The organism is Streptococcus sp. IsoGale022, assembly GCF_031142805.1.
Lineage (GTDB): Bacteria > Bacillota > Bacilli > Lactobacillales > Streptococcaceae > Streptococcus > Streptococcus sanguinis_A.
Window position 1 is genome coordinate 1 of sequence record NZ_JAKZJI010000010.1, and the last position, 22,016, is coordinate 22,016.

The window sequence follows — 22,016 nt, forward strand, 5'->3', positions numbered from 1 at the left end:
ACTGGAAAACACCTTATGAAGTTTTCTATGAAGAAAATGTGCACTTATTTTGACAATTCAAGCTTCAAGATGTACCCAAATTCAAGAGCGATGACAAAGCTGACTGAGCTATGTGTTGCCATGCTTTCTCCTGCTCGAAAGCCCTCGAAAATTATGATAAAATAAGGAAAAGACAAAACCTTAAAAGGACACCTTATGAAAAAAATAAATGAATCTTATAAACTGATCGTCTTTGCGGCGCTCGCTCTGGCTTTGGTTCTCTATATCGGGAACATCTGGTCTGGTCTGCAGAGTCTGACTTCGGTTTTTTCGCCTATTATACTGGGTGGAGTCCTAGCCTTTATCTTTAATGTGCCTATGAAAAAGCTGGAAGACTTCTTGGACAAATGCAGAGTCCCTCAGAAGTTGCAGCGCGGTTTGGCCTTAGTTTTAGAGGTGCTGATTTTAGCTCTCATTATGACAGGGATTGTTTCCATCGTCGTACCGACCTTGACCACAGCGGTCAATCAGCTGAGCGCAACAATCGGCAAGGTAGCGCCTCAGGTAGCCAAGTGGCTGCAGCAGTCTGGCTTGCTTTCCTCTAGCCAGCTGAAAGATTTGACTAAGCAGCTGCAAAACAGTGACATTGTCAACCGAGCTATCTCTCTTCTGGGCAGTCTGACAGGCAATATCTCTGCCATCTTTGGCAATTTCTTCTCGGTCATCATGTCTATCTTTCTCATGTTTGCCTTCTTGAGCAGCAAGGAGCATTTGCAGACAATCACTAGCCGTCTCTTGCAGGTCCTGCTTCCTGAGAAAGCTGTCAAACGCCTATCCTATGTCGGTTCTGTCATTGTTGAGACCTATGATAAGTTTCTGATGGGGCAGATGATAGAGGCCGTCATTGTTGGGATTTTAGTCTTTATCGCCTACTCTCTGACAGGCTTGCCTTATGCGGCCTTGACAGGAGTTCTGGCTGGAGTGCTCTCTTTCATTCCCTACATCGGGCCATTCTCAGCTTGTGCTCTGGGAGCTATCTTTATCTTTACCGATAGCCCTTGGAAAGCCCTTCTTTCAATCGCAGTCTTTCAGGTGGTGCAGCTGATTGAGGGCAATGTCATCTATCCGCGCGTGGTAGGCCAGTCCGTCGGTCTCCCAACTCTCTTTACCCTAGCCGCAGCCTTGATTGGAGGTAACCTCTTTGGCTTGGTCGGCATGATTTTCTTCACGCCTATATTCGCAGTTATCTACCGCTTGGTTAGAGAGTTTGTTGTGGAGAAGGAGGAGAAAAAAGCTGAAGGGAGTGCAAGTAGATGAAGAAAAAAATAATTATTCTCAGCTCGCTTCTATTGGCTATCTTGCTTGTTAGTTTTTATTTCACTATTTATAGAAAATCAACGGAGAATGAATCTCAGAAGATAACATATAAGAGTAATTCGCACTCAAAAGTGAGACGTTCAGATATTCAAATCTTTGGAGAAAAAAAGCAATATGTTCTAGCGCCAAGTTCTTTGATTGTTGGTAAAAAGTACGCCATAGATTCAGAAAAAAGATGGGCAATCCTTCCAGAGAAAGAACAAACATCTTCGAAGGAGCATCTTCAGCAAAAAGGAGAGTATTGGAACCTTATTCTTTATAATTTAGAGGAAGAAGGCTTGCCAGAACGAAAGATTGATCTCTATCAAGCTGTTCGAAGTTACGATAAGAAAAGTGTTCCTCTTGAACTAATTGGATGTTATTATCTTGGGGGGGAGCATTACTTTAGATTGACTATAGAGAACCTTTCAGAAGAACGACCAACTTTAAAAGATGTGTACTTAAATTTGGAGACAGAACAAATAGAAGATGCATCAGAAAATACAAAGTTTACCATGGATTCTGATATCTATAATACGGCAAAAGCAACAAATTTGTCGGAAGTTATAGATCCTAAGGGCTATATGAATCCTTCGAATCAAATAGCAAAATTCACACTTGACGGGAGGGTTCAAGATGTGAACATTAATCTTTACAGCCTGTACCCAGATTTAGAGTCTAAGCTGATTAAAGAGGATTGGGCGCTTTATGTTAGGACGGATAAGGTTACACCAGATGAGTGGTTTGATACTCTTCTTTATTGGTTTGCGACCAAGGGAGAGGATGTTTTGCCAGTTTATGGCTACAATGATAATTCATCTGTATCTGATACTCAGATTCATAATAGTCAAGAAGCAAAAGCATGGTTGGAGCAGCATCCAGCGCTACAGAAAAATTAAGTAAGAAAATCAGAAAAAACCAGCGAGAATAAAAATCGCTGGTTTTTCTTTTTCCAAGGTCATAACTTATACCTATAGCTAACAATAATTACAGTCAATGGTGCTTCTAAAATGGGGATTTTGGACTGATTGACAAGATAGGTTATAGTTTTAGGCTATATCAAACTCTGGGAAATTCCAATTATACAGAGGGGGGATTTTCTGATAAGATAAAATCAAGAAAAATTTTGGAGGACGTTTATGTCAACGACTATTATTGGTTTCCCACGTTTGGGTGAATTCCGCGAATTGAAATTTACAACTGAAAAATACTTTAGACATGAAATCTCAGCAGAAGAGCTTCTGGCTGCGGCCAAAGAGTTGCGTGCTAAACACTGGAATATTGTCAAGGAAAAGGGGATTTCAGAGATTCCGTCAAATGACTTTTCTCACTATGACAATGTGCTGGATGCGGCCTTTCTCTTTAACGTGGTGCCGTCATCTGTGCAAGAGTTGGAGTTGACTGACTTGGAGCGGTATTTTGCCTTGGCTCGTGGCTATCAGGGCGAAAAAGGGGATGTCCGTGCCCTTCCGATGAAAAAATGGTTCAACACTAACTACCACTATATCGTTCCTAAATTTGAAAAAGAAACCCAAGTCAAATTGGCTGGTCACAAGATTTTTGATGAATTTGCGGAAGCGAAAGAGCTAGGCTTGGTAACCCGTCCAGTTGTAGTTGGTCCATTCACTCTCCTGCAAGTATCTGACTTTGAAGACGGTGTAGCGCCAGCTGACTTTGTAGATGCCTTAGCAGTAGCCTATCAAGAAGTTTTTGCCAAATTAGCAGAGCTGGGTGCAGAGCGTATCCAGCTGGATGAGCCAAGTCTGGTCAAAGACCTGTCAGCAGAAGAAAAAGCTCTCTTCTTGGACCTTTATAAGAAACTTCTAGCAGACAAGAAAGGCTTGGAAGTCTTGATTCAAACCTACTTTGGTGACGTTCGTGACATCTATGCGGACCTTGTAGAGCTGCCAGTAGATGCGATTGGTTTGGACTTTGTCGAAGGCAAGAAAACACTTGAACTTGTAAAAGGCGGTTTCCCAGCTGATAAGACACTTTATGCAGGGATTGTCAACGGTAAGAACATCTGGCGCAACAACTACGAAAAGAGCTTGGCGGTGCTTGAGCAAATCCCAGCTGAAAATCTTGTTTTGACAAGCTCATGTTCACTGCTTCATGTGCCATTTACAACGGCTAATGAAGAATTTGAACCAGCAATCTTGAACCACTTTGCCTTTGCGGTAGAAAAATTGGATGAAATCCGTGACTTGGATGCTATCCGCAATGGCGGTGGTGCAGAAGCACTTGCTGCTAACAAAGCTCTCTTTGCAGCAGAGCGTGTTGGGCAAAATGCAGAGCTGGCTGCTCGCATCGCTGGCTTGACGGATGCGGACTACACTCGCCTGCCGGTCTTTGCAGAGCGTGAGGAAATTCAGCACAAGGCGCTCAATCTGCCACCATTGCCAACTACGACAATTGGTTCCTTCCCTCAAACCAAGGAAGTTCGTGCCAAACGCTTGGCCTTCCGTAAGGGTGAGTTGTCAGCAGAGGACTATGACAAGTTCTTGGCTGAGCAGATCGATGAATGGATTAAATGGCAAGAAGAAGTTGGCTTTGACGTGCTGGTGCACGGTGAGTTCGAGCGTAATGACATGGTTGAGTACTTCGGTCAAAACCTGTCAGGTTACCTCTTCTCTAAGAATGGTTGGGTACAATCATACGGTATGCGTGGAGTGAAACCACCAATCATCTGGGGTGATGTGACTCGTCTCAACCCAATCACTGTTAAATGGTCTAGCTATGCACAAAGCCGTACAGACAAACCTGTTAAGGGCATGCTGACTGGACCTGTAACCATCCTCAACTGGTCATTCCCACGGGAAGACATCTCTATCAAGGATTCTACCCTTCAAATCGCTCTTGCTATTAAGGATGAAGTTCTTGACCTTGAAGCTGCAGGCGTGAAGATTATCCAAATCGACGAGGCTGCTCTTCGTGAGAAATTGCCACTCCGTCGTAGTGACTGGTACGAAGATTACCTTGACTGGGCAATTCCAGCCTTCCGCTTGGTACACTCAACAGTAGCACCAGATACGCAAATCCACACTCACATGTGTTACTCAGAATTTACCGATATCATCCCTGCTATCGATAATATGGATGCGGACGTGATATCCTTTGAAGCGAGTCGCTCTAACTTGGAAATCCTGGACGAACTCAAAGCGAAAAACTTCCAAACAGAAGTGGGGCCTGGAGTTTACGATATCCACTCACCGCGCGTGCCAAATGAAGGGGAAATTGACCATACGATCGAAGCTATCTTGGCTAAGGTGCCAAGCAGCAAGGTCTGGATTAACCCTGACTGTGGTCTTAAAACTCGTGGTATCCCAGAAACCAAGGCTAGCTTGGTGCGCTTAGTAGAAGCAGCTAAAGCAGCTAGACAACATTTGCAATAATCCTCCTGGAACCTCAAAAGTTGATCTTGATGGAGGAACATACCAAAATTAAAGCGGAGCTGACAATCCTGCAGGAGCTGTTCTTCTAGGATTGTCCTCAGCTATTACTACCATCATTGAAAGGAACTTTTTGTTATATGGTTCGTCGTCATACACCTAGTCTCTCATTTGAAGTATTTCCTCCCAATCCGGCAATAGGCAATGATAAGATTTTTCAGGCATTGAGAGAGATGCAAGATTTGGCTCCTCACTTTATCAGTGTGACAGCCAGCAATAATAAGTTTGACATTGAGGAGACGACGGTTCGTTTGACTGAGTTCATCGCCAATGATCTCAAGATTCCGACCATTGCTCACCTGCCTGCGGTCTATCTGACCAAGGACATGGTGTCTAATATCTTGCAGTCTTTGGATCGGGTTGGTGTCCATCAGATTCTGGCTTTGCGAGGGGATATTTTTCCAGATACAGCGCCTAAGGATGATTTTACCTATGCGACTGACTTGATCGAGTACATCAAGACAGAAGCGCCGCACTTTAACATCATCGGAGCTTGCTATCCAGAGGGGCATCCAGATTCGCCAAATCAGATTTCAGATATTCAAAATCTCAAGAAAAAGGTGGATGCGGGCTGTTCTAGTCTGGTGACCCAGCTTTTCTTTGACAATGAGCGCTTTTATGATTTTCAGGACAAGTGTATTTTAGCGGGTATTGAAGTGCCCATCCATGCTGGGATTATGCCGATTCTCAACCGCAATCAGGCTCTGCGCTTGCTCAAGACATGCGAGAATATCAAGCTGCCAAGAAAATTCCGGGCTATTCTGGATAAGTACGAACATGACCCAGAGTCTCTGAGAGCAGCTGGTCTAGCTTATGCTGTGGATCAAATCGTTGACTTGGTGACCCAGGACGTGGCGGGCATACACCTTTACACTATGAATAACGCTGCAACAGCCTACCATATCTATAAGGCTACCCATGCTCTCTTTAATCATCACCCATCTGTCCAATCTTTTTAAGATGAATGAAGAAACCACTGATCAGTTTCATTTGCTGTTTAGTGGTTTTTGTTTTATAATAAGGATAAAAAACTTATCCAAATCTAAGGAGGAGCTGATGGAACATTCGCTGACCTTGGTTAAGTCTATGCAGTTTGGCCAAGAAGATTGTTTTTTTGCTTTCTGTGGTTATTCAAAAACGGAAGCCCATCATAGCTTTGGGCCGGCTGTTCGGGATGTTTATGTCATTCATATCGTACTGGAGGGGCGGGGGACTTACTCCGTTGGCAATCAGCGCTATGATTTACAGGAAGGGCAGGGCTTTGTGGTGCCACCGGGTCAGTCGGTCTTTTATCAGGCTGATGGAGAAGAGCCATGGTCTTATGTCTGGATGGGACTGGGTGGGCACCTCTTGCCTCGTTATCTGCAGGCTCTGGGACTACAGTCAGGCCAATGGTCTTTTGAGCTGACTTCTTTCCAGGAATTTAAGGCCTTGGTCTTTGAAAGTCTGGCCTATGAGGGTAGCGGAATAACAGCTGAACTAGCTCTGCAAAGGCAAGTTTATCGCTTTCTAGAGCTCTTGTCCCAGCGTCTCAAGCAGACATCCTTAATCGTGGAAAGCCGTCAGGTCAATCCTTATGTCCAGCAGGTCTTGGAACTGCTGAGCAGTCATCTGCCAGAAAGTTTATCTGTACAGGAGTTGGCACAGAAATTGGCGCTGCATCCTTCCTACCTATCTCGGCTTTTCAAGGATGAAGTAGGCAAGGGGATTAAGGAGTACAGTAATGATTTGCGGCTCAATATGGCAGCTGATTTGCTGACGAGCAGCCAGCTTTCGGTGGAAGAGATTGCCAGTAAGACAGGCTTTTCCGGAACACAGAGCTTTTCAAAAGCCTTCAAAAAGGCGCGTGGCCAGTCGCCCTTGAATTTTCGCAAGTCTAGCTCTCATCTGGGGCAGGAGCTGTAAAAAGTCACATTTGGACAAATAATACTAGAAAGAAAGGCTTACCAAAAGGGGTGGCCTTTTTTATAATGAAAGGAGAAGCATGATTGCGGACTACGAAAGGAGAAGGTCATGAATAAGGCGAGTATTTCGTTTAACGAAGAGTACAGACAATTTCATCTGACTAATGGTGAGATTTCTTATATCTTTCGAGTTTCTGAGGATGGTAAACTCTTGCAGCTTTACTACGGAGCGGCGGTGCCGGAGCGGGATTATTCTTATCTGGTGGAGCTGCAGCATCGGCCCATGACGACCTATCGGAAAGAAGGAGATTTACGTTATTCTTTGGAGCATGTGCGGCAGGAATTTCCAGAATACGGCACGACAGACTTTCGCCATCCCGCTATCTGTCTGCGGCAGGGAAATGGATCGCGCATTACTGACTTTGTCTATGTCAGTCATCAGATGGTAGATGGTAAGCCAGCTTTAGAGGGGCTGCCCGCTACTTATACAGAGACTCAAACGGAGGCTAAGACTCTTATTCTAACCCTCCGAGATGAGTTGACAAAAGTAGAAGTTCAGCTGTTTTATACGATTTTTACTGATTGGCCGGTTATCGCTCGTTCCAGCAAAGTGATTAATCAAGGCAGGGAAACTTGCTACTTGGAATCCCTAGCTAGTCTGTCGCTGGATCTGCCAGATGCTGACTATGACTTGCTGCAGCTATCAGGAGCATGGGCCCGGGAACGCCATATCAAGGAGCGTCCGCTTCAGCAGGGGACTCAGTCCATTGAGTCAACTCGCGGTATTTCCAGTCCTCACCACAATCCCTTTGTAGCTCTTAAGCGCTCGGAAACGACTGAGTTTTCAGGTCCAGTGCTAGGAGTGGCCTTGGTGTACTCAAGTAATTTTCTCATTCAGGCTGAGGTGGACACCTATGATGTGACCCGGTTGCAGCTAGGCATCAATCCTTTCGGTTTTGAGTGGAAGCTGGCTGCGGGCCAATCCTTTACCAGTCCAGAAGCTCTGCTGGTATATTCTGAGCAGGGCCTCAACGGCATGAGTCAAGTTTTTCATCAGCTATTTCGTCAACGTCTAGCAAGGGGATACTGGCGCGAGCGAGCGCGTCCTGTGCTCATCAATAACTGGGAAGCTACCTATTTTGACTTTAGTGAGAATCAGCTTCTGGATCTTGCTGAAAAGGCTCAGGAAGTAGGAGTGGAACTCTTTGTGCTAGATGACGGCTGGTTTGGCCAGCGGACTAATGACCGCGCTGGGCTGGGTGATTGGTTTGTCAATCCAGAAAGGCTGCCGCAGGGGCTGGGCTCGCTAGCAGAGCGAATTCACGGTTTAGGCATGAAGTTCGGTCTTTGGTTTGAGCCGGAAATGGTCAATAAGGACAGCCAACTCTATCGAGCTCATCCTGACTGGCTGCTGGCAGTGCCAGATAGACAGCCCCACCATGGTCGGAACCAGTTCGTTTTGGACTATTCTCGGCCGGAAGTAGTGGACGAGATTTTTGAGCGTCTGTCAGCGGTTATCGAGGAAGCGCAGCTTGATTATATCAAATGGGATATGAATCGCCCTCTGACGGATGTCTTCTCAGCTGCCTGGCCAGCTGAACAGCAAGGAGAGATTTTCCACCGCTATGTCTTGGGTGTTTATGACTTGTATGAGCGTTTAATCAATCGCTATCCGAAATTGTTATTTGAGTCCTGCTCTTCAGGTGGAGGCCGTTTTGATCCAGGTATGCTCTATTATGCTCCGCAGGCTTGGACCAGTGATGATTCGGATGCCATCGAGCGCTTGAAAATCCAGTATGGGACCAGCCTTCTCTATCCGCTTTCGTCCATGGGAGCCCATGTCTCCATCGTGCCCAATCACCAGACCAATCGTCTGACTCCGTTGAAGACGCGGGGCAATGTTGCCTTTTTCGGTTCCTTTGGCTATGAGCTGGATCTTAATCAGCTAAGCCCAGAAGAATTGGCTGAAGTCAGGGAACAGATAGCTTTTTACAAGCGCCATCGAGAGCTAATTCATAATGGAACTTTTTATCGACTGCAGTCGCCCTTTAAGGGAGATGGGCAGACAGCTTGGATGGTTGTCAGTCAGGATCAGAACACGGCACTTTTAGGCACTTTCAAGGTCCTCAATCAAGTCAATCGCTCTCATCAGCGCTTGCAATTGAAAGGGCTGGCTTTGGATAAGGTCTATCGGCTAGAGGGGCGTGCCTATATGGGGGTTGAGCTTATGAGAGTTGGGCTGGTCACCACGGACGCTTCCAGCGGTCAGCTTCTGGAGGATTCTGAGCAAAAGCCGAGCTATGACTTTGATTCCAAGCTCTGGCTGTTTGAAGCAGAGGATGAGTAGATAAGATGGGAAATAAAAAAAGCAGAAGGAACAAGCTGATTAAAAGCTGTCCTTCTTGCTTTTTTTCTCTGAGAAAAAAAGGATAGTACCATTATCTCTGATAATTCTATAGGAAAAAGCTTTCGAAAAGGTATATAATAGGATGAAGAGTTCGTAAAATAATATTGGCCAAAAATGAGAGAATTTATAAAAATGAAGAAAGCATTTGCCAGATTGGATTATTAGTAGAAATCATTCGGCAAATGCGAGGAAGAACATGAGGAAGAGGAAGTTTTATGACGAGAAAAATCATCTTTCTGGACGTGGATGGGACCATCATCGACTATGATAATCATATACCGGAGTCTGCTGTTGTCGCCATTCGCAAGGCACGGGAAAAGGGCCATTTAGTTTATGTCTGCACAGGTCGCAGCAAGGCTGAGATGCCGCCGGAAATTTGGGATATTGGCTTTGATGGTATGATTGGTGGCAACGGTTCTTATGTGGAGCATGAAGGAGAGGTTGTTCTGCACCAGCTGATTCCAGGAGATATCGCTAAAAGGCTAGTCGACTGGCTTCAAGAGCGGGGCTAGAGTTTTACCTAGAGAGTAATAACGGTCTATTTGCAAGCAGGGGCTTTCGCGAAGCAGTTCGACCAGTGTTTCAGACCTATGTTCTTGGAAAAGGTGTTAATCCAGAAAAAGTAGTAAATATGGAGGCAGAAGAAGCTTTTCACGGTCTGGTTTATGGTGGGGAGCTCTATCGGGACGACCTGAACAAAGTCAGCTTTATCCTAAAGAGTTACCAAGACCATCTGGATTCTAAGTCAGCTTTTCCTGAACTCAAAGCAGGTACTTGGGGCGGCAAGGGCGAGCATGCACTCTTTGGTGATTTGGGCGTCAAAGATATTACCAAGGCGCATGCTATTGAGGTTCTGCTGAAGCATCTGGATGCTGACAGGGCAGATACTCTGGCTTTTGGCGATGCCAAGGTTGATATTCCTATGCTGGACTATTGTCAGGTCGGGGTCGCTATGGGAAATGGCGGAGCAGAAATCAAGGCCATGGCCGATCTGTTGACAGTCTCGGTCAGCCAAGACGGTCTCTACAAGGCTTTTGAAAAGTTAGAACTCATCTAAAGGAGAGATGAATGATGGCAAAAACTCTTTATCTGATGCGGCATGGCCAAACGCTTTTCAACCTGCGCCACAAGGTGCAGGGGTGGTGTGATGCACCTTTGACCGATTTTGGCATCTATCAAGCCCAGGTTGCAGGCCAGTATTTTAAGGATGCCGGTATTACGTTTGACGATGCTTATAGCTCTACTCAAGAGCGGGCATGTGATACCTTGGAATTGGTAACAGACGGGAAGCTTCCCTATAAGCGTATCAAGGGACTCAAGGAGTGGAACTTCGGCACCTTTGAAGGGGAAAGCGAAGCCCTTAATCCGCCCTTGCCTTATGGAGATTTCTTTGTGACCTATGGCGGTGAATCACAGAATCAGGTCCAGGAGCGTATGGCAACGACCATTCTTCAGCTCATGCAAGAGACAGATGGCCAGTCCGTGCTCATGGTCTCCCATGGCGGGGCCATGGCCAATTTTGCCAGAGCTTGGCAGAAAAACTGGCGTCTGGATGCTCTAGGTCACATGACCAACTGTGGGATTTTGAAGTTTACTTTTGAACAGGACCAATTTTACCTAGAAGAAGTGATTGGTCACGATTTTAGCGACTGGGAGGGAAAATGAAAGATTTATATTTGATGCGGCACGGTCAGACTTTTTTCAACCAAGAAGGCTTGGTGCAGGGAACTAGCGACTCCCCTTTGACTGAACTGGGGCAGGAACAGGCCCGGCAGGCAGGGGCTTATTTGCAAGGGCGGGGCATTCGTTTTGGTCCTCTCTACTCGTCCACTCAGGAGCGAGCTTCTGATACTCTGGAACTTGTCTCTGGCCGGACCGACTATACTCGCCTTAAGGGCATTAAAGAATGGAACTTTGGTCTTTTTGAGGCCCAGCCTGAACGTCTGCAGCCGAAATTCCGACCGGGAGCTACCTCTTTTGAAGACCTCTTCGTCCCCTATAGCGGAGAAGGTGTGGACCAAGTCGGTGAGCGCGTGCTAGTCACTCTGACTGAGGTTATGGAGCAGGCAGGAGCAGAACCAGTATTGGCTGTTAGCCACGGCGGTGCCATGTGGGCCTTCTATCTCAAAATTGCAGCTCAAACTCTGGATCCCAAGGTGCGCTTTGGCAACTGCGCCATCTGCCATTACCATTATGAGCAGGGGCATTTTAGGCTGGCAGAAGTCATTGACCCGCTGACGGGTAGTGTATATGTGTGTGAATGAAAAAGCAAATTTTTTAACGGCTCATAGTAATGAAGAATCAGAAAGATTATCACTAGAATAAAAGAGAGTGGGACAGAAATCGGGAATTCGTTAGAATTCGATTTCGTCGTCCCACCTCCGCACAGTTGAGTAGGGCTGTAAAAGCTGATGAAATCAGCGTAGTAGAGCCCACTCAACCACTGCGTCTTGCTCGACAATCCTAAGACAATTGAGAGGCTAGGACTTTTGTCCCAGCCTCTTTTTGGTTTATACTTGACTGTAGGTTTCACGGCGACTTAGTTTTGCGTCTTCTTTTTTGTTAGGTATTGGTTGAGCTTGCTCTTCTGCCTTCCATTCACTTCGAGTAAAGACCATGGAGAGTAGTGCCAGAGCTGCAAAGGCCGTTCCTACGTACCAATAAGGCATATCCAGCGTCGTGGAGCGGCCAGATAGGTTGACGATGCCACGGAAGAGCATGCCGGCTGTCATGATGGCTACAGCTGAGTTCCAAAGGTTGAGGCTGAGCCGAGAGAGATTAGGGATGACCTTCATAAAGAGCAGGAGTAGGATGCCGCCCGTTAGAGGAATGGTAAAGAGATAGTGCATGTGGCTAGATGTTTCGCCGAAACTGAAGGATTCATAGATTCTGCTGAAAGCAAAGAAGAAAATCGTTAATAGTGCGTAGATAAGGGCTGTTTTTCTAAAACGTTTTTTGCTGGGATTAGTAACCGATGTAGACAATATCACTCACCGACCTTTCTGAGATAGTATTTCCGTTGGTCGTAGGTTTGTTAATGACCTGACCGTTAAAGTAAAGTGTAGAGGAGCCGCCGCCGTCGAGGTTATAGGCGGTCTTGACACCGTAAGATTTCATGATTTCTGCCATCTGGTAGAGGGAAAGTCCCTCGCTTTCTGAGGTGCGTCCGTCTGATACGATGATGATGTAGTGGTTTTCATCAATGATACCGATAGCTGTTCGTGGATTGGAAGACATGGACTGGCCGACTTCAGAGTTGGTATCAACGACAATCTCACCATTTTCTACAAGAGATGGGCCGAAGGCCAAGAGATTGACCACACCGTCTTTGACCAGTTGATCAGCAGAGACTTGGTCTTCATAGATAATCTTGAAGGAGCCGTCTTTGTAAATAGCCAAATCACCATTGCTAGAGTCTTCTCGGACAGTATCGCGGTAGACGACGCCATTGCGGATGACATAGCCGGTTGTATTGGCTCCGTAGTAGTCGCCGTTAACCGCTAGGATAGCATTGTTGTTGGCAGCTGTTTCCGAGGTTTTGGCAGTGACATTGTTTCCGTAGGTGTTTTGGGCAAAGGCCGTTTTCAGGTATTCTGATGAGCTAACGGTCACATCGGCGATGTAGACTTGGGTGTTGCTGACGGTCTTTTCAGTCAATGTGACCGAGATGTTGTCATCTGAATAGCTGTTGTCCGTCACTTTTGCTGTCTCAGCAGCCTTGCTGGCAGCCTCGGCATTGGACGACGAACTTGCGCTTGAAACCGTGGAAATGGTCTCTGCGATGACAAAGGTTTTCAGCATGGAGTAGCTGAAGGAAGCTGTCAGAAGCAGCCCAAAAATGGAGGCGTAGGCATAGCGTTTCTTTAAAAATTTCATGATGCGGTGTGTGTCCTTTCCTTAAAAATAAATCTCTTTTGGACCATCCAGGAGACGGTGAAGAGTAAAATTCCGACGATAATTTTGACAATCAGAAGATTGAGGCCAAAGACAGCATAGAAGAGGCGAATCAGCAGTGTGTCTAGGATAAAGAGCACTACAGCTAGGCTGAAATAGCCAGTTCCTGTCTTGAGTATACTGTCGTCGTTCTTAAAGACCAGTCTTTTATTGGTCGAATAGTTAAAGATTGAGCTGGTCACTCGAGCAATCCCGTTTGCGAGAAGAATTCTCAGGCTGGTCGGCACAGCGGCTAAAAACAAGAGAGCTAGTGCGTAGACAATGTAGTCCATGATGAAACTGCTGAGAGAAGTCAGGGCGAATTTGAATATATTTTTATAAATCATGAGCCCATCCCGAATCGGCCGGAAGTGCGAGCCTTGATTATCATTGATATAGACCGTCTCAATGGGCACTTCCAAAATGGGATATTCCTTGCTGGCTTCTAAGAGCATGTTCATTTCATACTCATAGCGCTGGCCCTCTACCTTTAGCATAAATGGAATCATGTTGGTCGTAAAGGCTCGCAAGCCTGTCTGAGTATCTGAGACACCCACGCCAGTCTGAAGCTTGAAGAGAGCCCGAGTCAGACTGTTACCGAAGCGGCTGCGCAGAGGCACCTTGCCGGTAAAGGCGCGTGCTCCCAGAATCAGCCGATTGGGATTCTCAGAAGCCTTGCTCGCTACACGGAAAATATCCCAGACCTTGTGCTGGCCATCCGCATCTGCTGTTACCACCGTTCCATAGATCTTCAGTGCTTGGATAAAGGTAAAAGCAGTTTTCAGCGCTTGCCCCTTGCCTTGATTGACCTGATGACGAAGCACAGTCGCGTACTGCTCCGCCTGCTCAAAGACTATCTGGCATTTAGATGAGCTGCCGTCATCAATAACAATGATATGAAAATCACTCTTATGGTGAATTTTTTTTATCAGCTTAATAAGATTATAATCAGGCTCATAGGCCGGAATCACTAGATAATCCATATCCATACCTCTTTCTTAGATGATTTGTAGAAAGTATACAGACTGTGGCTTAAAAATTCCTAATATAAGTTAGTTTTAAGAAAATATTAATATTTCTTTAAGGAAAGAGCAGAGAAAGAAGAGGGGAGAAAGGCTGGTGGGGATAGAGTTGGATGATGCATAACTATCTTAAATGAGTCTTAAAAATTAGGAAAATAAATATGAAGATACTCCAACTTTTTATTAAAAAACTATAACATTGTACCAAAAATATTAACGGTATAAGAAATATGCGTTATAATATTAACGGTATTACATTATAGAAAGGTTGTCTTATGAAAAAATCATTTCGTAAAGTTGTTATAGCTTCGGCTGTCATACTGAGTGCGATGGCTTTTCAACCTCATGAGGTAAAAGCTTTCGATTTTGGCGGAGGTTTTGGAAGTTCTTTTTCAGCCTCTGATTATGCGCCAATCAGTTCTAATTCTAGTTCAAGCTTAAGCAACATCAGCACAAGCGACTACCGTCCGATTAGCACACCATCGGTAAGTGAAAGTGTAAGCAGTGTTAGTTCGAGCGACTACCGTCCGATTAGTACACCATCGGTAAGTGAAAGTGTCAGCAACGTTAGTTCGAGCGACTACCGTCCGATTAGCACACCGTCGGTAAGTGAAAGTGTTAGCAGTGTTAGTTCGAGCGACTATCGTCCGATTAGTACACCATCGGTAAGCGAAAGTGTCAACAACGTTAGTTCGAGCGACTATCAGCCAATTAGTACACCGTCGGTAAGCGAAAGTGCTAGCGATGTTAGTTCGAGCGACTATCGTCCGATTAGCACACCATCAGTAAACGAAAGTGTCAGCAATGTTAGTTCGAACGACTATCAGCCAATTAGTACACCATCGGTAAGCGAAAGTGTCAGCAACGTTAGTTCGAGCGACTATCGTCCGATTAGCACACCGTCGGTAAGCGAGGACGCTAGCAATATCAAGCCTAGCGATTACAAACCAATCAGCGATTCATCTGTAAGTGCTTCGGGCAACTTGGCGGATTCTGTTGATTATAAGGCGATTGCTGGTAAAGATGATACTGTAACGACAGGCAGTCTTGCTAAAAAAGGTAAAGATGATGCCTTGAAAATGGCTGATTCTAAAGTGGATCAATCTGCAACAGACGCTTTGGGTGCAGTAGACTTTACCGAAAAGGCCTTGGAATCTGCCAATGCTGGAACTCAAAAAGCAAGCACAGGCAGTAGTCGCTATAACTTAGCTGTCTCACCGGAAGTTGAAACAGCTTTAGATTCCTTGTCAGAAGAACATAGAAATCAGTTTATTAAAGCGTTGAAAGACTATGGTTATGGTCTGAATAATTCTGAAACATCAGCTACCACAACTCCAGAGTATAGTTTAAGCTCAACTTCCTCAAGTAACAAGGGAAAGTTAGATTTTACTCCTTATGGTCAGTCTACTCTTACTAATAGCCAAGGTCAGCCTACATCGGCTTATCAAGACTTGCTGGATCTTGCAAATAGTAAAGAAAGTCAGCCTCTATTTAATCAATCTGCAAGCAATGACTATCAAATCAAGAAGGGTGATAGCTTAGCCAAAATCGGTAATCTCCATTATCCAGATGATAAAGAAAAAGCTGCAGCAGCTTCTATGCTGGCTCTTCAAGATTTGCATGGGCAGAATAAGCTGAACATCAATAATAAACAAAACCGTATTAATCTGACACCTGGTGATAAGGTCAATGTAGATTTATCTAACTATACATCAGAAGAAATCAGTGCGTTAGCCAAAGAATTTAACAAAATCCAGTCGGCAGAAAATAAAATTGATACTTTCCGTCAGGCTCAAGAAGAAGCTAAGGCCTTGGCGCGAGCTCAAGTAAGACAAACTCGAACCGAAGCTAGAAATCTTGCCCAAGACCAAGCGAAACAAAATCACACGCAGCTGACCCAACAAGCAACACAGAAAAGTCAAGCATCTAATTATAGTCCTCTTTACATTAGTCCATTGTTCAATCTCAATAAGGGGAATAAGGTTCAAACCGTCATTCCATATAAGATAGGGGCAAAGAACTATATTCCAAAGAGTAGTTCGCCTGCATCAGGGGGAGTTAGTGACTTTCAAAATAGAAAGGGGCTAACTGATAGGATTAATAATTTAGTGAACAATCTTCCCCGTGTTTCTAAAAGTCTTTCTGATGAGGCTAATGAGCTTGGTGAGAAGCTTATGGATAGTGGTGCGAGCGAAAAGAGATTTGATAAATATATTGTTGGGAGAGGAAGTGTCGCTTTAGGAGAGGGCATAGGTAGTGTTTCAGCGGCTATTAAAAGGATGGCTGATAACCCTAGTGCAGCTCCCTCTGGCATCTTTAAAGGCGCTGTCAACTTAGTAGCAGATGTACCAAATGGGGCCATAAATCTTGGAAAAACAATAATTGATGGTTGGACTTTAATAGCTGAAGAGTTACCATTCATACAGCGAGGAGCTTTGCAAAGTTTCCGTGATAGCACACCATATAATTTTCCTAGACCTCTTGAGTATAGTAGTAAGGCTGAGGAAGATTATAGTATATTTAGTCCAGGTGCGCTAGCCAAGGGGGCTAAATTATTAACTAAAGGAGCTTCTGCTCTAGGAGTTACTAAAATGACTTCGGGTGTTAGGGCAGCTAAAGATTTATCGGTTACAGAGGTAACTAGGAAATCTCCATTTGCAGAAGTTGCTAAACTTGAGCAAAAAGGCCATCAGTCTGCTTTAACAGAAAAAGTTTTAAACAACATAGCAGATAGCGCAAGGGCTCGAGATGCTTCTAACTTCTCTACTCACGCTAGAACTGAAAGAATACTAAATAATATAGCAGATAGCGCAAATGCTCGAAGAGCTTCTAATTTTTATCCTCACATTGGCAAGGAAAAGAGGATTGATACGCATCGTTATGATTTATGGAATCGTTATGTGAATGAAGGATTGGAGCCATCTGATAGAGCAAAGCTGACCCAATGGTCTCAACTACTTGAACCTGAATTCTATCTTGAGAACAAAAAAGTATTTGATAATCCAGATTATTTTAATCAGCTAACCGGAAACGCCATTTATCCAGGAACTCCCGAAAGTGCTTTGGGCAGAGTTGATGGAAGTATACATAAAGATGGATTTTTGAATGGTGAATACAAAGAATCCGTTATATTACCAGGAACCAGAATAAATAGGATTGGTTCTAATCCAACAGGAAGGTATTTCTCTCCTGCAGGAGCAACATTTGGTGAAAAGGCTTTGCCTCCTTTTATGAAATTACAACCGGATTCAGACTATATTTCTCTAAAAGAGATACCAATAAGAGAAGGATTAGTCGCACCTTGGTTTGATGAACCTGGTATGGGTATTCAATATTATACATATTTGCCGATGAGAGAACTAGAAAAAGGTGGTTACTTACATAAAACAAAAAAGGAATGATTTTATGTTAACAAAATTAAAAAACAAAATTGAAGATGGAGTTTCCGAAATTGGAAATATAAAATTAGAAGAATTTGGAATTTATTTTTCAAACAAGCCGCCTTACTTTCCAGAAGGAATCAATATAATAGAAAATAGAAATGAAAAATATAATCTAATTTTTACAGAAAGAGGTAAAATTACATCTGAGATTTCTAATCTAACTGATGACGAAGTGGCTTATCAAATTTTAAAAATTATCATTGAGATTGTTTCTTCACAAGCGATTGTTGAAAAAAATGTGGATGTAATAGAAAGATTAATTAAAAGAAACGAATTTGATAAAGTTAGTCAATTAGTTGGGGAGATACAGGGGAAGAGGTATAGATACGGAAAGGAGCTACTGCAAAAAATTAATCCTCTTTATGCTTTATGGTACGAAAGCGAGCATTATAAATAAATCTTAGCATAAACATATATCTAATCAGATAGCCATTCAGATCAAAAAAACGACCATAACGGTCGTTTTTTTGCATTACTCCACTTCCAATTCTTCTTGGTCGATTTTATGGGCTGTTCGGTAGGCTTGGTAAAAGATAAAGACAGCCAGAGCCGTCATAGCCGGTACAATGATTGGGATATCTGTTTCGATGGCAGTCAGCGGTGAGTTCCAGAAGAAGTGGAGGACGAAGGCTGCTAGGAAGTAGAAGAGCCCTGCTCGGAAGTGGTTTTTCTGAGTCTTGGCATAGCGCAGCATGAGAGCTAGACCGAGAGTGGTTAGGGCGGTGTAGAGCCAGTGAGAGGCAACGCCGCCAGTGATGCGGCCTAGGATACCAGAGATAGTGAAGGAGAAGCCTTCGGGCAGGTCAGAGAGGATGTAAGAGAAGTCCTCGCTAATCTGAAAGCCCATGCCAGCCGTAATCCCCAGCATCAAGAAGGATTTGAGCTTTTTGACTTGGACTAGATAGACAGCGAAGGCAACTGCCAACAGCTTGAGGGGTTCTTCAACCAGCGGAGCTGCGATAGCATTTTCTAGGTCGCTGAGCAGAGTATTTGGGAAGCTCGTGCTGACCCACTCGTGGATATAGGTGTTGGCCAAGCCAGAGGTCCAGCCAGAAATGAAAAGGCCACCTAGCAGAGCTACCCCAAGACTAAGTGCAGGCGTCTGCCATTTTTTCCCAGTTGACGAATCAAGAGCAGGGAAGGAATGATATAGAGCAGGGCCAAGAGGGCTGATAGTCCGACAATCCCATAGGAAGTACCTGACATACTGCCAGTAGTATAGGCTTGTGTCTCGTATTCTAAGCCAATCGCGCTCAGAAGGAGAAAAATGAAAAGAACAATATTTTTCTTCATAAGTAACTTTCTAAAATTTTATTTTCATCCTAGTATAACAAAAAAATCCTAAATAAAACCAATTTAAAAACTGGAAATTAAGGGCTGGTATAATACTTTACTTGCCAAACTGTCTCTTTTTGTTTATATTAGTTCTATAAGGTTTCTTGGAGGCGTTTGCATGACGAAAGATCTGTTGAGGTTGAAATTGCTGGGAAGTCCGAGTGTCTTTCTCAATCAGGAGGAAGTCTTTTTTCCTTTTGCCAAAATCAATGCTCTGCTTTACTATCTTCACATCAATGGAGCAGTCAATCGGGAGGAGATTGCAGGAATCCTCTGGGAAAATAAGGATAATCAGACCGCCAAAAAGAATCTGCGCAACACGATTTATCAAGCTAACAAGTTACTAGGTGGGGAATGGATTGTCGCTCCCAACCGAACTGTGCTGTCACTTAATCCCGAGTGTGCGATTGAAAGTGATGTAGAATTTTTTACGAACCATCCTGCGGAGCATCTGTCTCTTTATCAGGGTGATTTTCTGCAGGGCTTCTATCTCAAGGACAGCGAGGCCTTTGATTACTGGGTGTCTAAGATACGGACGCGATATGAGCAGCTTTATATCCAGGCCTGCTACCAACAGATGGAAACAGAAAAAGACCATCTGGATTTGAAAGAGGCTGAGCGGAATTTGCGCCGTTTGATCAGCATTGATGAGTTTGATGAGAAGAACTACCATCTGCTCATGAAGCTCTATCAGGATAATGATCGGCCTGGAAAGGTCATTGAGACCTATTACAAATTGCTCAATATTTTGGATAAGGAACTGGGTATCAGTCCTACAGAACCTATCCAGCAACTATATCATGAGGTGCTTGCCAAGGACCGTAGCGAGCGTAAGACCAAGCAGTTTCTGCGCAATACGGATCACTTTTTCGGGCGGGTCGATGAAATCAAGCGTTTGGAATCTTACTTTTCTAAGGTGATAGAGACTCAGGAGGCGCGTGCTCTGGTCCTAGTCGGTGGTACTGGTATCGGAAAGCGGACAGTGACTCGTCAAGTACTGGCCAATCGGACCAAGTATTTCCAGATTGTCATGGCTGAGTGCTTCAAGGAAGAGATGAAGACAGAACTCCAGCCTTGGCGCGGTTTGCTGGACGGCCTGGGCGACTTGGTTATTCAGCACCAGATTCTTTCTATCAGCCAGTGGCAGGTCATTTTGGAGAGTTATTTTCCCATTTTGACAGGAGGCGCTTCAGATCTTCAGTTGGATGCGGACAAGCTGGCTCAGTTTGTGGTAGATATTCTGCAGAAGATTTCTAAGAAAAAGGCTTTGATTGTCTTGATTGAGGACTGTCACTGGATGGATGAGGCTAGCGTTGCTGTCTTGGAGCAGGTCATGAATCATTTGACCGGCTATCCTGTGGCCTTTGTGCTGACCAAGCATTTGAGCACCCCTTCTTATTTGGAACATTTTTTCAATCACCTGCTGGTTCGCAATAAGCTGGACTTTATTGAGCTGCAGCCGCTGAATTTTAAGGATAGTGCAGCTTACTTGCAAGCCCAGACAGGTCAGATAGCCATATCTGAAGAAGGCCTTGAGGATATTTATCGGGTCAGTCAAGGTATCCCTTTCTTCCTGTCGGAGTATGCTGAGCAGCTTCTGCGAGGAGAGAAGTTTCATCCGCTGACTCCGGCCATCAAGGCCAAGCTATCCTTGAAGCTGGATTATTTGAGCAGCCAAGAGGAGGAGTTGGTGGACTATCTGGCCTGCTTTAGGGCTCCTGCATCGGTTTCGCTCTTGGCTAGGCTACTAGGTTTGCCGATGGAAGAAGTAGTCGAAATCACTGAGGAGTTTGGATGGAAGCAGCTGTTGGTGGAAGAAGAGCAGGGCGAGGACTTGGTAGTGCGATTCAGCCAGGAGCTTTTGAGAATTTACGCCTATGAGCGCTTGTCACTCGCTAAGAAGCGAATGCTGCATCACCAGATTGCCCAAGGAATGGAAGACCAGCTGGGAGACTCTCTCTATCATGCTCAGCTGCTCAATGAAATCGCCTATCACTACAAGATGTCCAAGCAGCCGATTAAGTCTCTGGAGTATGAGCTGCATTATCTCGAGGCTACCCTGCAGTTTCATCACGAGCTATTTCCAATTTATTCGCGGGAGTTTGGTTTTATCGAAAAGACGGATGATAGCAATCAGTCAGCGGTTTTAGACCAGTTTGACCGTATCCGTCGGGAGATAGAGGGCTTAGAGAGAAAACACCAGAATCACAAGGATTTTCAGCTTTTGCTTCTTCGCTTTCTCTATCTAGAAGGGCGCTATGCTATCCGGACGGGGAATTACCAGCAGGGAATGGACAATATCCAGCAGGTGATTATTTCGGCCAAGGAGCTGCAGCAGATGGATTTTCTCCTAGAAGGCTATCGGCAGATGATTTACTACTGCATCCAGACGGAGAATATCCCTGAGATGCGCTACTATACGGAGCTGGCTCTGGATGCTTCTGTCCAGGCCAACAATCACGAGGCTATTGCTATCAATCTCCGGCTCAAGGGGCTATATCATCTCATGATTGGGGATGAGGAGCAGTCGCTTCACCATCTCTATCAGTCTATTGATTGTTTCAGCTTGACGGCTTCGCTGCGTTCCAAGTACTCGATTCAGATTGCGGCGGCTCTAGACTATCTGGCAGAGATTGAGCAGATTCGCGGAAATTTCACGACTGCGCTGACCCATCAGAAGGAGGCCATTAAGCTGACGGAAAATAAAACAGCAGAGCCTTCGATTTTTGCTTTCTACATCGGCTTGGGTATGACCTATTATCAGCTGAAAGATTATGAGCAGGCGGAGCGAATTTTCCTCAAAGCTAAAACAGCCTTGAAATCTCTCAGCTTCCCTTGGAAAGAGACCCAGTTGGAAGTTTATTTGGCCTTGATTGGTTGCGAGAAGGGAGATTACCAGCCTGTGCTTGATCTGCTGCGGAAAAAGGATAGCCTCATTAGTCGCTATGGCAATCCGCGGGACAAGGGGCTGATCTACTATCTGATGGCTGTGATTAAGCATCGCCTGCTGACTGGCAGCTTGCAGCAAGCAGGCTTTGAAGACTTGCTGGATCAGGACTTTGAGACCTACTATGAAACGGCCAAAAGCCAGCTCAATCCCTACCGAGATCGGCACCAACTAAAGGAATTAGAAAACTTACGCCAAGGGCTATCTCAGGCATTAAACGCAAAATAAAAGAGGATGAACA

14 protein-coding genes and 2 pseudogenes are annotated in these 22,016 nt (G+C 44.9%); 12 read left to right on the forward strand and 4 right to left on the reverse strand.

From position 1 onward, the window contains the following. Positions 1-195 precede the first annotated feature (195 nt). From RG608_RS06360 to RG608_RS06400, 9 genes and pseudogenes are all read left to right on the forward strand, one after another. Entirely contained in the window at positions 196-1,296 is a 1,101-nt protein-coding gene (locus RG608_RS06360; RefSeq protein WP_308946723.1) for an AI-2E family transporter, read from the forward strand. After that, positions 1,293-2,234: a hypothetical protein gene (locus RG608_RS06365; RefSeq protein ID WP_308946724.1), complete on the forward strand. Its 942-nt coding sequence runs from the start codon at positions 1,293-1,295 to the stop codon at positions 2,232-2,234. Before RG608_RS06360 ends, RG608_RS06365 begins: the two co-directional genes overlap by 4 nt. A 240-nt stretch (positions 2,235-2,474) precedes the next feature. Next, on the forward strand, positions 2,475-4,727 hold the full coding sequence (gene metE / locus RG608_RS06370; protein WP_308946725.1) for a 5-methyltetrahydropteroyltriglutamate--homocysteine S-methyltransferase: 2,253 nt from the start codon (positions 2,475-2,477) through the stop codon (positions 4,725-4,727). 137 nt (positions 4,728-4,864) lie between these two features. Continuing rightward, positions 4,865-5,743 carry a methylenetetrahydrofolate reductase [NAD(P)H] gene (metF, locus tag RG608_RS06375; protein WP_308946726.1) on the forward strand — a complete coding sequence of 293 codons (879 nt, stop codon included), beginning with the start codon at positions 4,865-4,867 and terminating at the stop codon, positions 5,741-5,743. Position 5,744: 1 nt separating this feature from the next. Next, positions 5,745-6,689, forward strand: coding sequence for an AraC family transcriptional regulator (locus RG608_RS06380; protein WP_308946763.1), 945 nt, complete (start codon positions 5,745-5,747; stop codon positions 6,687-6,689). A 108-nt stretch (positions 6,690-6,797) separates the two neighbouring features. Next, positions 6,798-9,035, forward strand: coding sequence for an alpha-galactosidase (locus RG608_RS06385; protein ID WP_308946727.1), 2,238 nt, complete (start codon positions 6,798-6,800; stop codon positions 9,033-9,035). Positions 9,036-9,310: 275 nt separating this feature from the next. Continuing rightward, a pseudogene (locus RG608_RS06390) lies at positions 9,311-10,152 on the forward strand (HAD family hydrolase). Positions 10,153-10,163: 11 nt separating this feature from the next. Continuing rightward, complete coding sequence (locus RG608_RS06395; RefSeq protein WP_308946728.1) at positions 10,164-10,760, forward strand: histidine phosphatase family protein; 597 nt, start codon at positions 10,164-10,166, stop codon at positions 10,758-10,760. Then, positions 10,757-11,359 (forward strand): histidine phosphatase family protein, encoded by a 603-nt coding sequence (locus tag RG608_RS06400; protein ID WP_308946729.1) that lies wholly within the window; start codon positions 10,757-10,759, stop codon positions 11,357-11,359. The genes RG608_RS06395 and RG608_RS06400 overlap by 4 nt, the downstream gene beginning before the upstream one ends. A gap of 246 nt (positions 11,360-11,605) precedes the next feature. Here RG608_RS06400 and RG608_RS06405 read toward each other — a convergent pair whose 3' ends face one another. From RG608_RS06405 to RG608_RS06415, 3 genes are read right to left on the reverse strand one after another with little or no spacing between them, the layout of a single operon-like run. Beyond that, positions 11,606-12,079: a hypothetical protein gene (locus RG608_RS06405; RefSeq protein WP_308946730.1), complete on the reverse strand. Its 474-nt coding sequence runs from the start codon at positions 12,077-12,079 to the stop codon at positions 11,606-11,608. After that, on the reverse strand, positions 12,060-12,971 hold the full coding sequence (locus RG608_RS06410; protein ID WP_308946731.1) for a phosphodiester glycosidase family protein: 912 nt from the start codon (positions 12,969-12,971) through the stop codon (positions 12,060-12,062). Before RG608_RS06410 ends, RG608_RS06405 begins: the two co-directional genes overlap by 20 nt. Beyond that, positions 12,968-14,017, reverse strand: a complete 1,050-nt coding sequence (locus RG608_RS06415; protein WP_308946732.1) for a bifunctional glycosyltransferase family 2/GtrA family protein — start codon at positions 14,015-14,017, stop codon at positions 12,968-12,970. The genes RG608_RS06410 and RG608_RS06415 overlap by 4 nt, the downstream gene beginning before the upstream one ends. Before the next feature lie 1,016 nt (positions 14,018-15,033). Between RG608_RS06415 and RG608_RS06420 the strand changes: the two genes are divergently transcribed. Then, entirely contained in the window at positions 15,034-17,451 is a 2,418-nt protein-coding gene (locus RG608_RS06420; protein WP_308946764.1) for a TNT domain-containing protein, read from the forward strand. A gap of 4 nt (positions 17,452-17,455) precedes the next feature. Beyond that, the gene (locus RG608_RS06425; RefSeq protein ID WP_308946733.1) at positions 17,456-17,890 is read left to right on the forward strand and encodes an Imm63 family immunity protein; all 435 of its coding nucleotides are present in this window, start codon (positions 17,456-17,458) and stop codon (positions 17,888-17,890) included. Between the two features lie 75 nt (positions 17,891-17,965). Here RG608_RS06425 and RG608_RS06430 read toward each other — a convergent pair. Then, positions 17,966-18,786: pseudogene (locus tag RG608_RS06430) on the reverse strand (PrsW family intramembrane metalloprotease). A gap of 160 nt (positions 18,787-18,946) precedes the next feature. On the opposite strand from RG608_RS06430, the gene RG608_RS06435 reads away from it, so the two are divergent. Continuing rightward, on the forward strand, positions 18,947-22,003 hold the full coding sequence (locus tag RG608_RS06435; RefSeq protein ID WP_308946734.1) for an AAA family ATPase: 3,057 nt from the start codon (positions 18,947-18,949) through the stop codon (positions 22,001-22,003). The last annotated feature ends 13 nt before the right edge of the window (positions 22,004-22,016 follow it).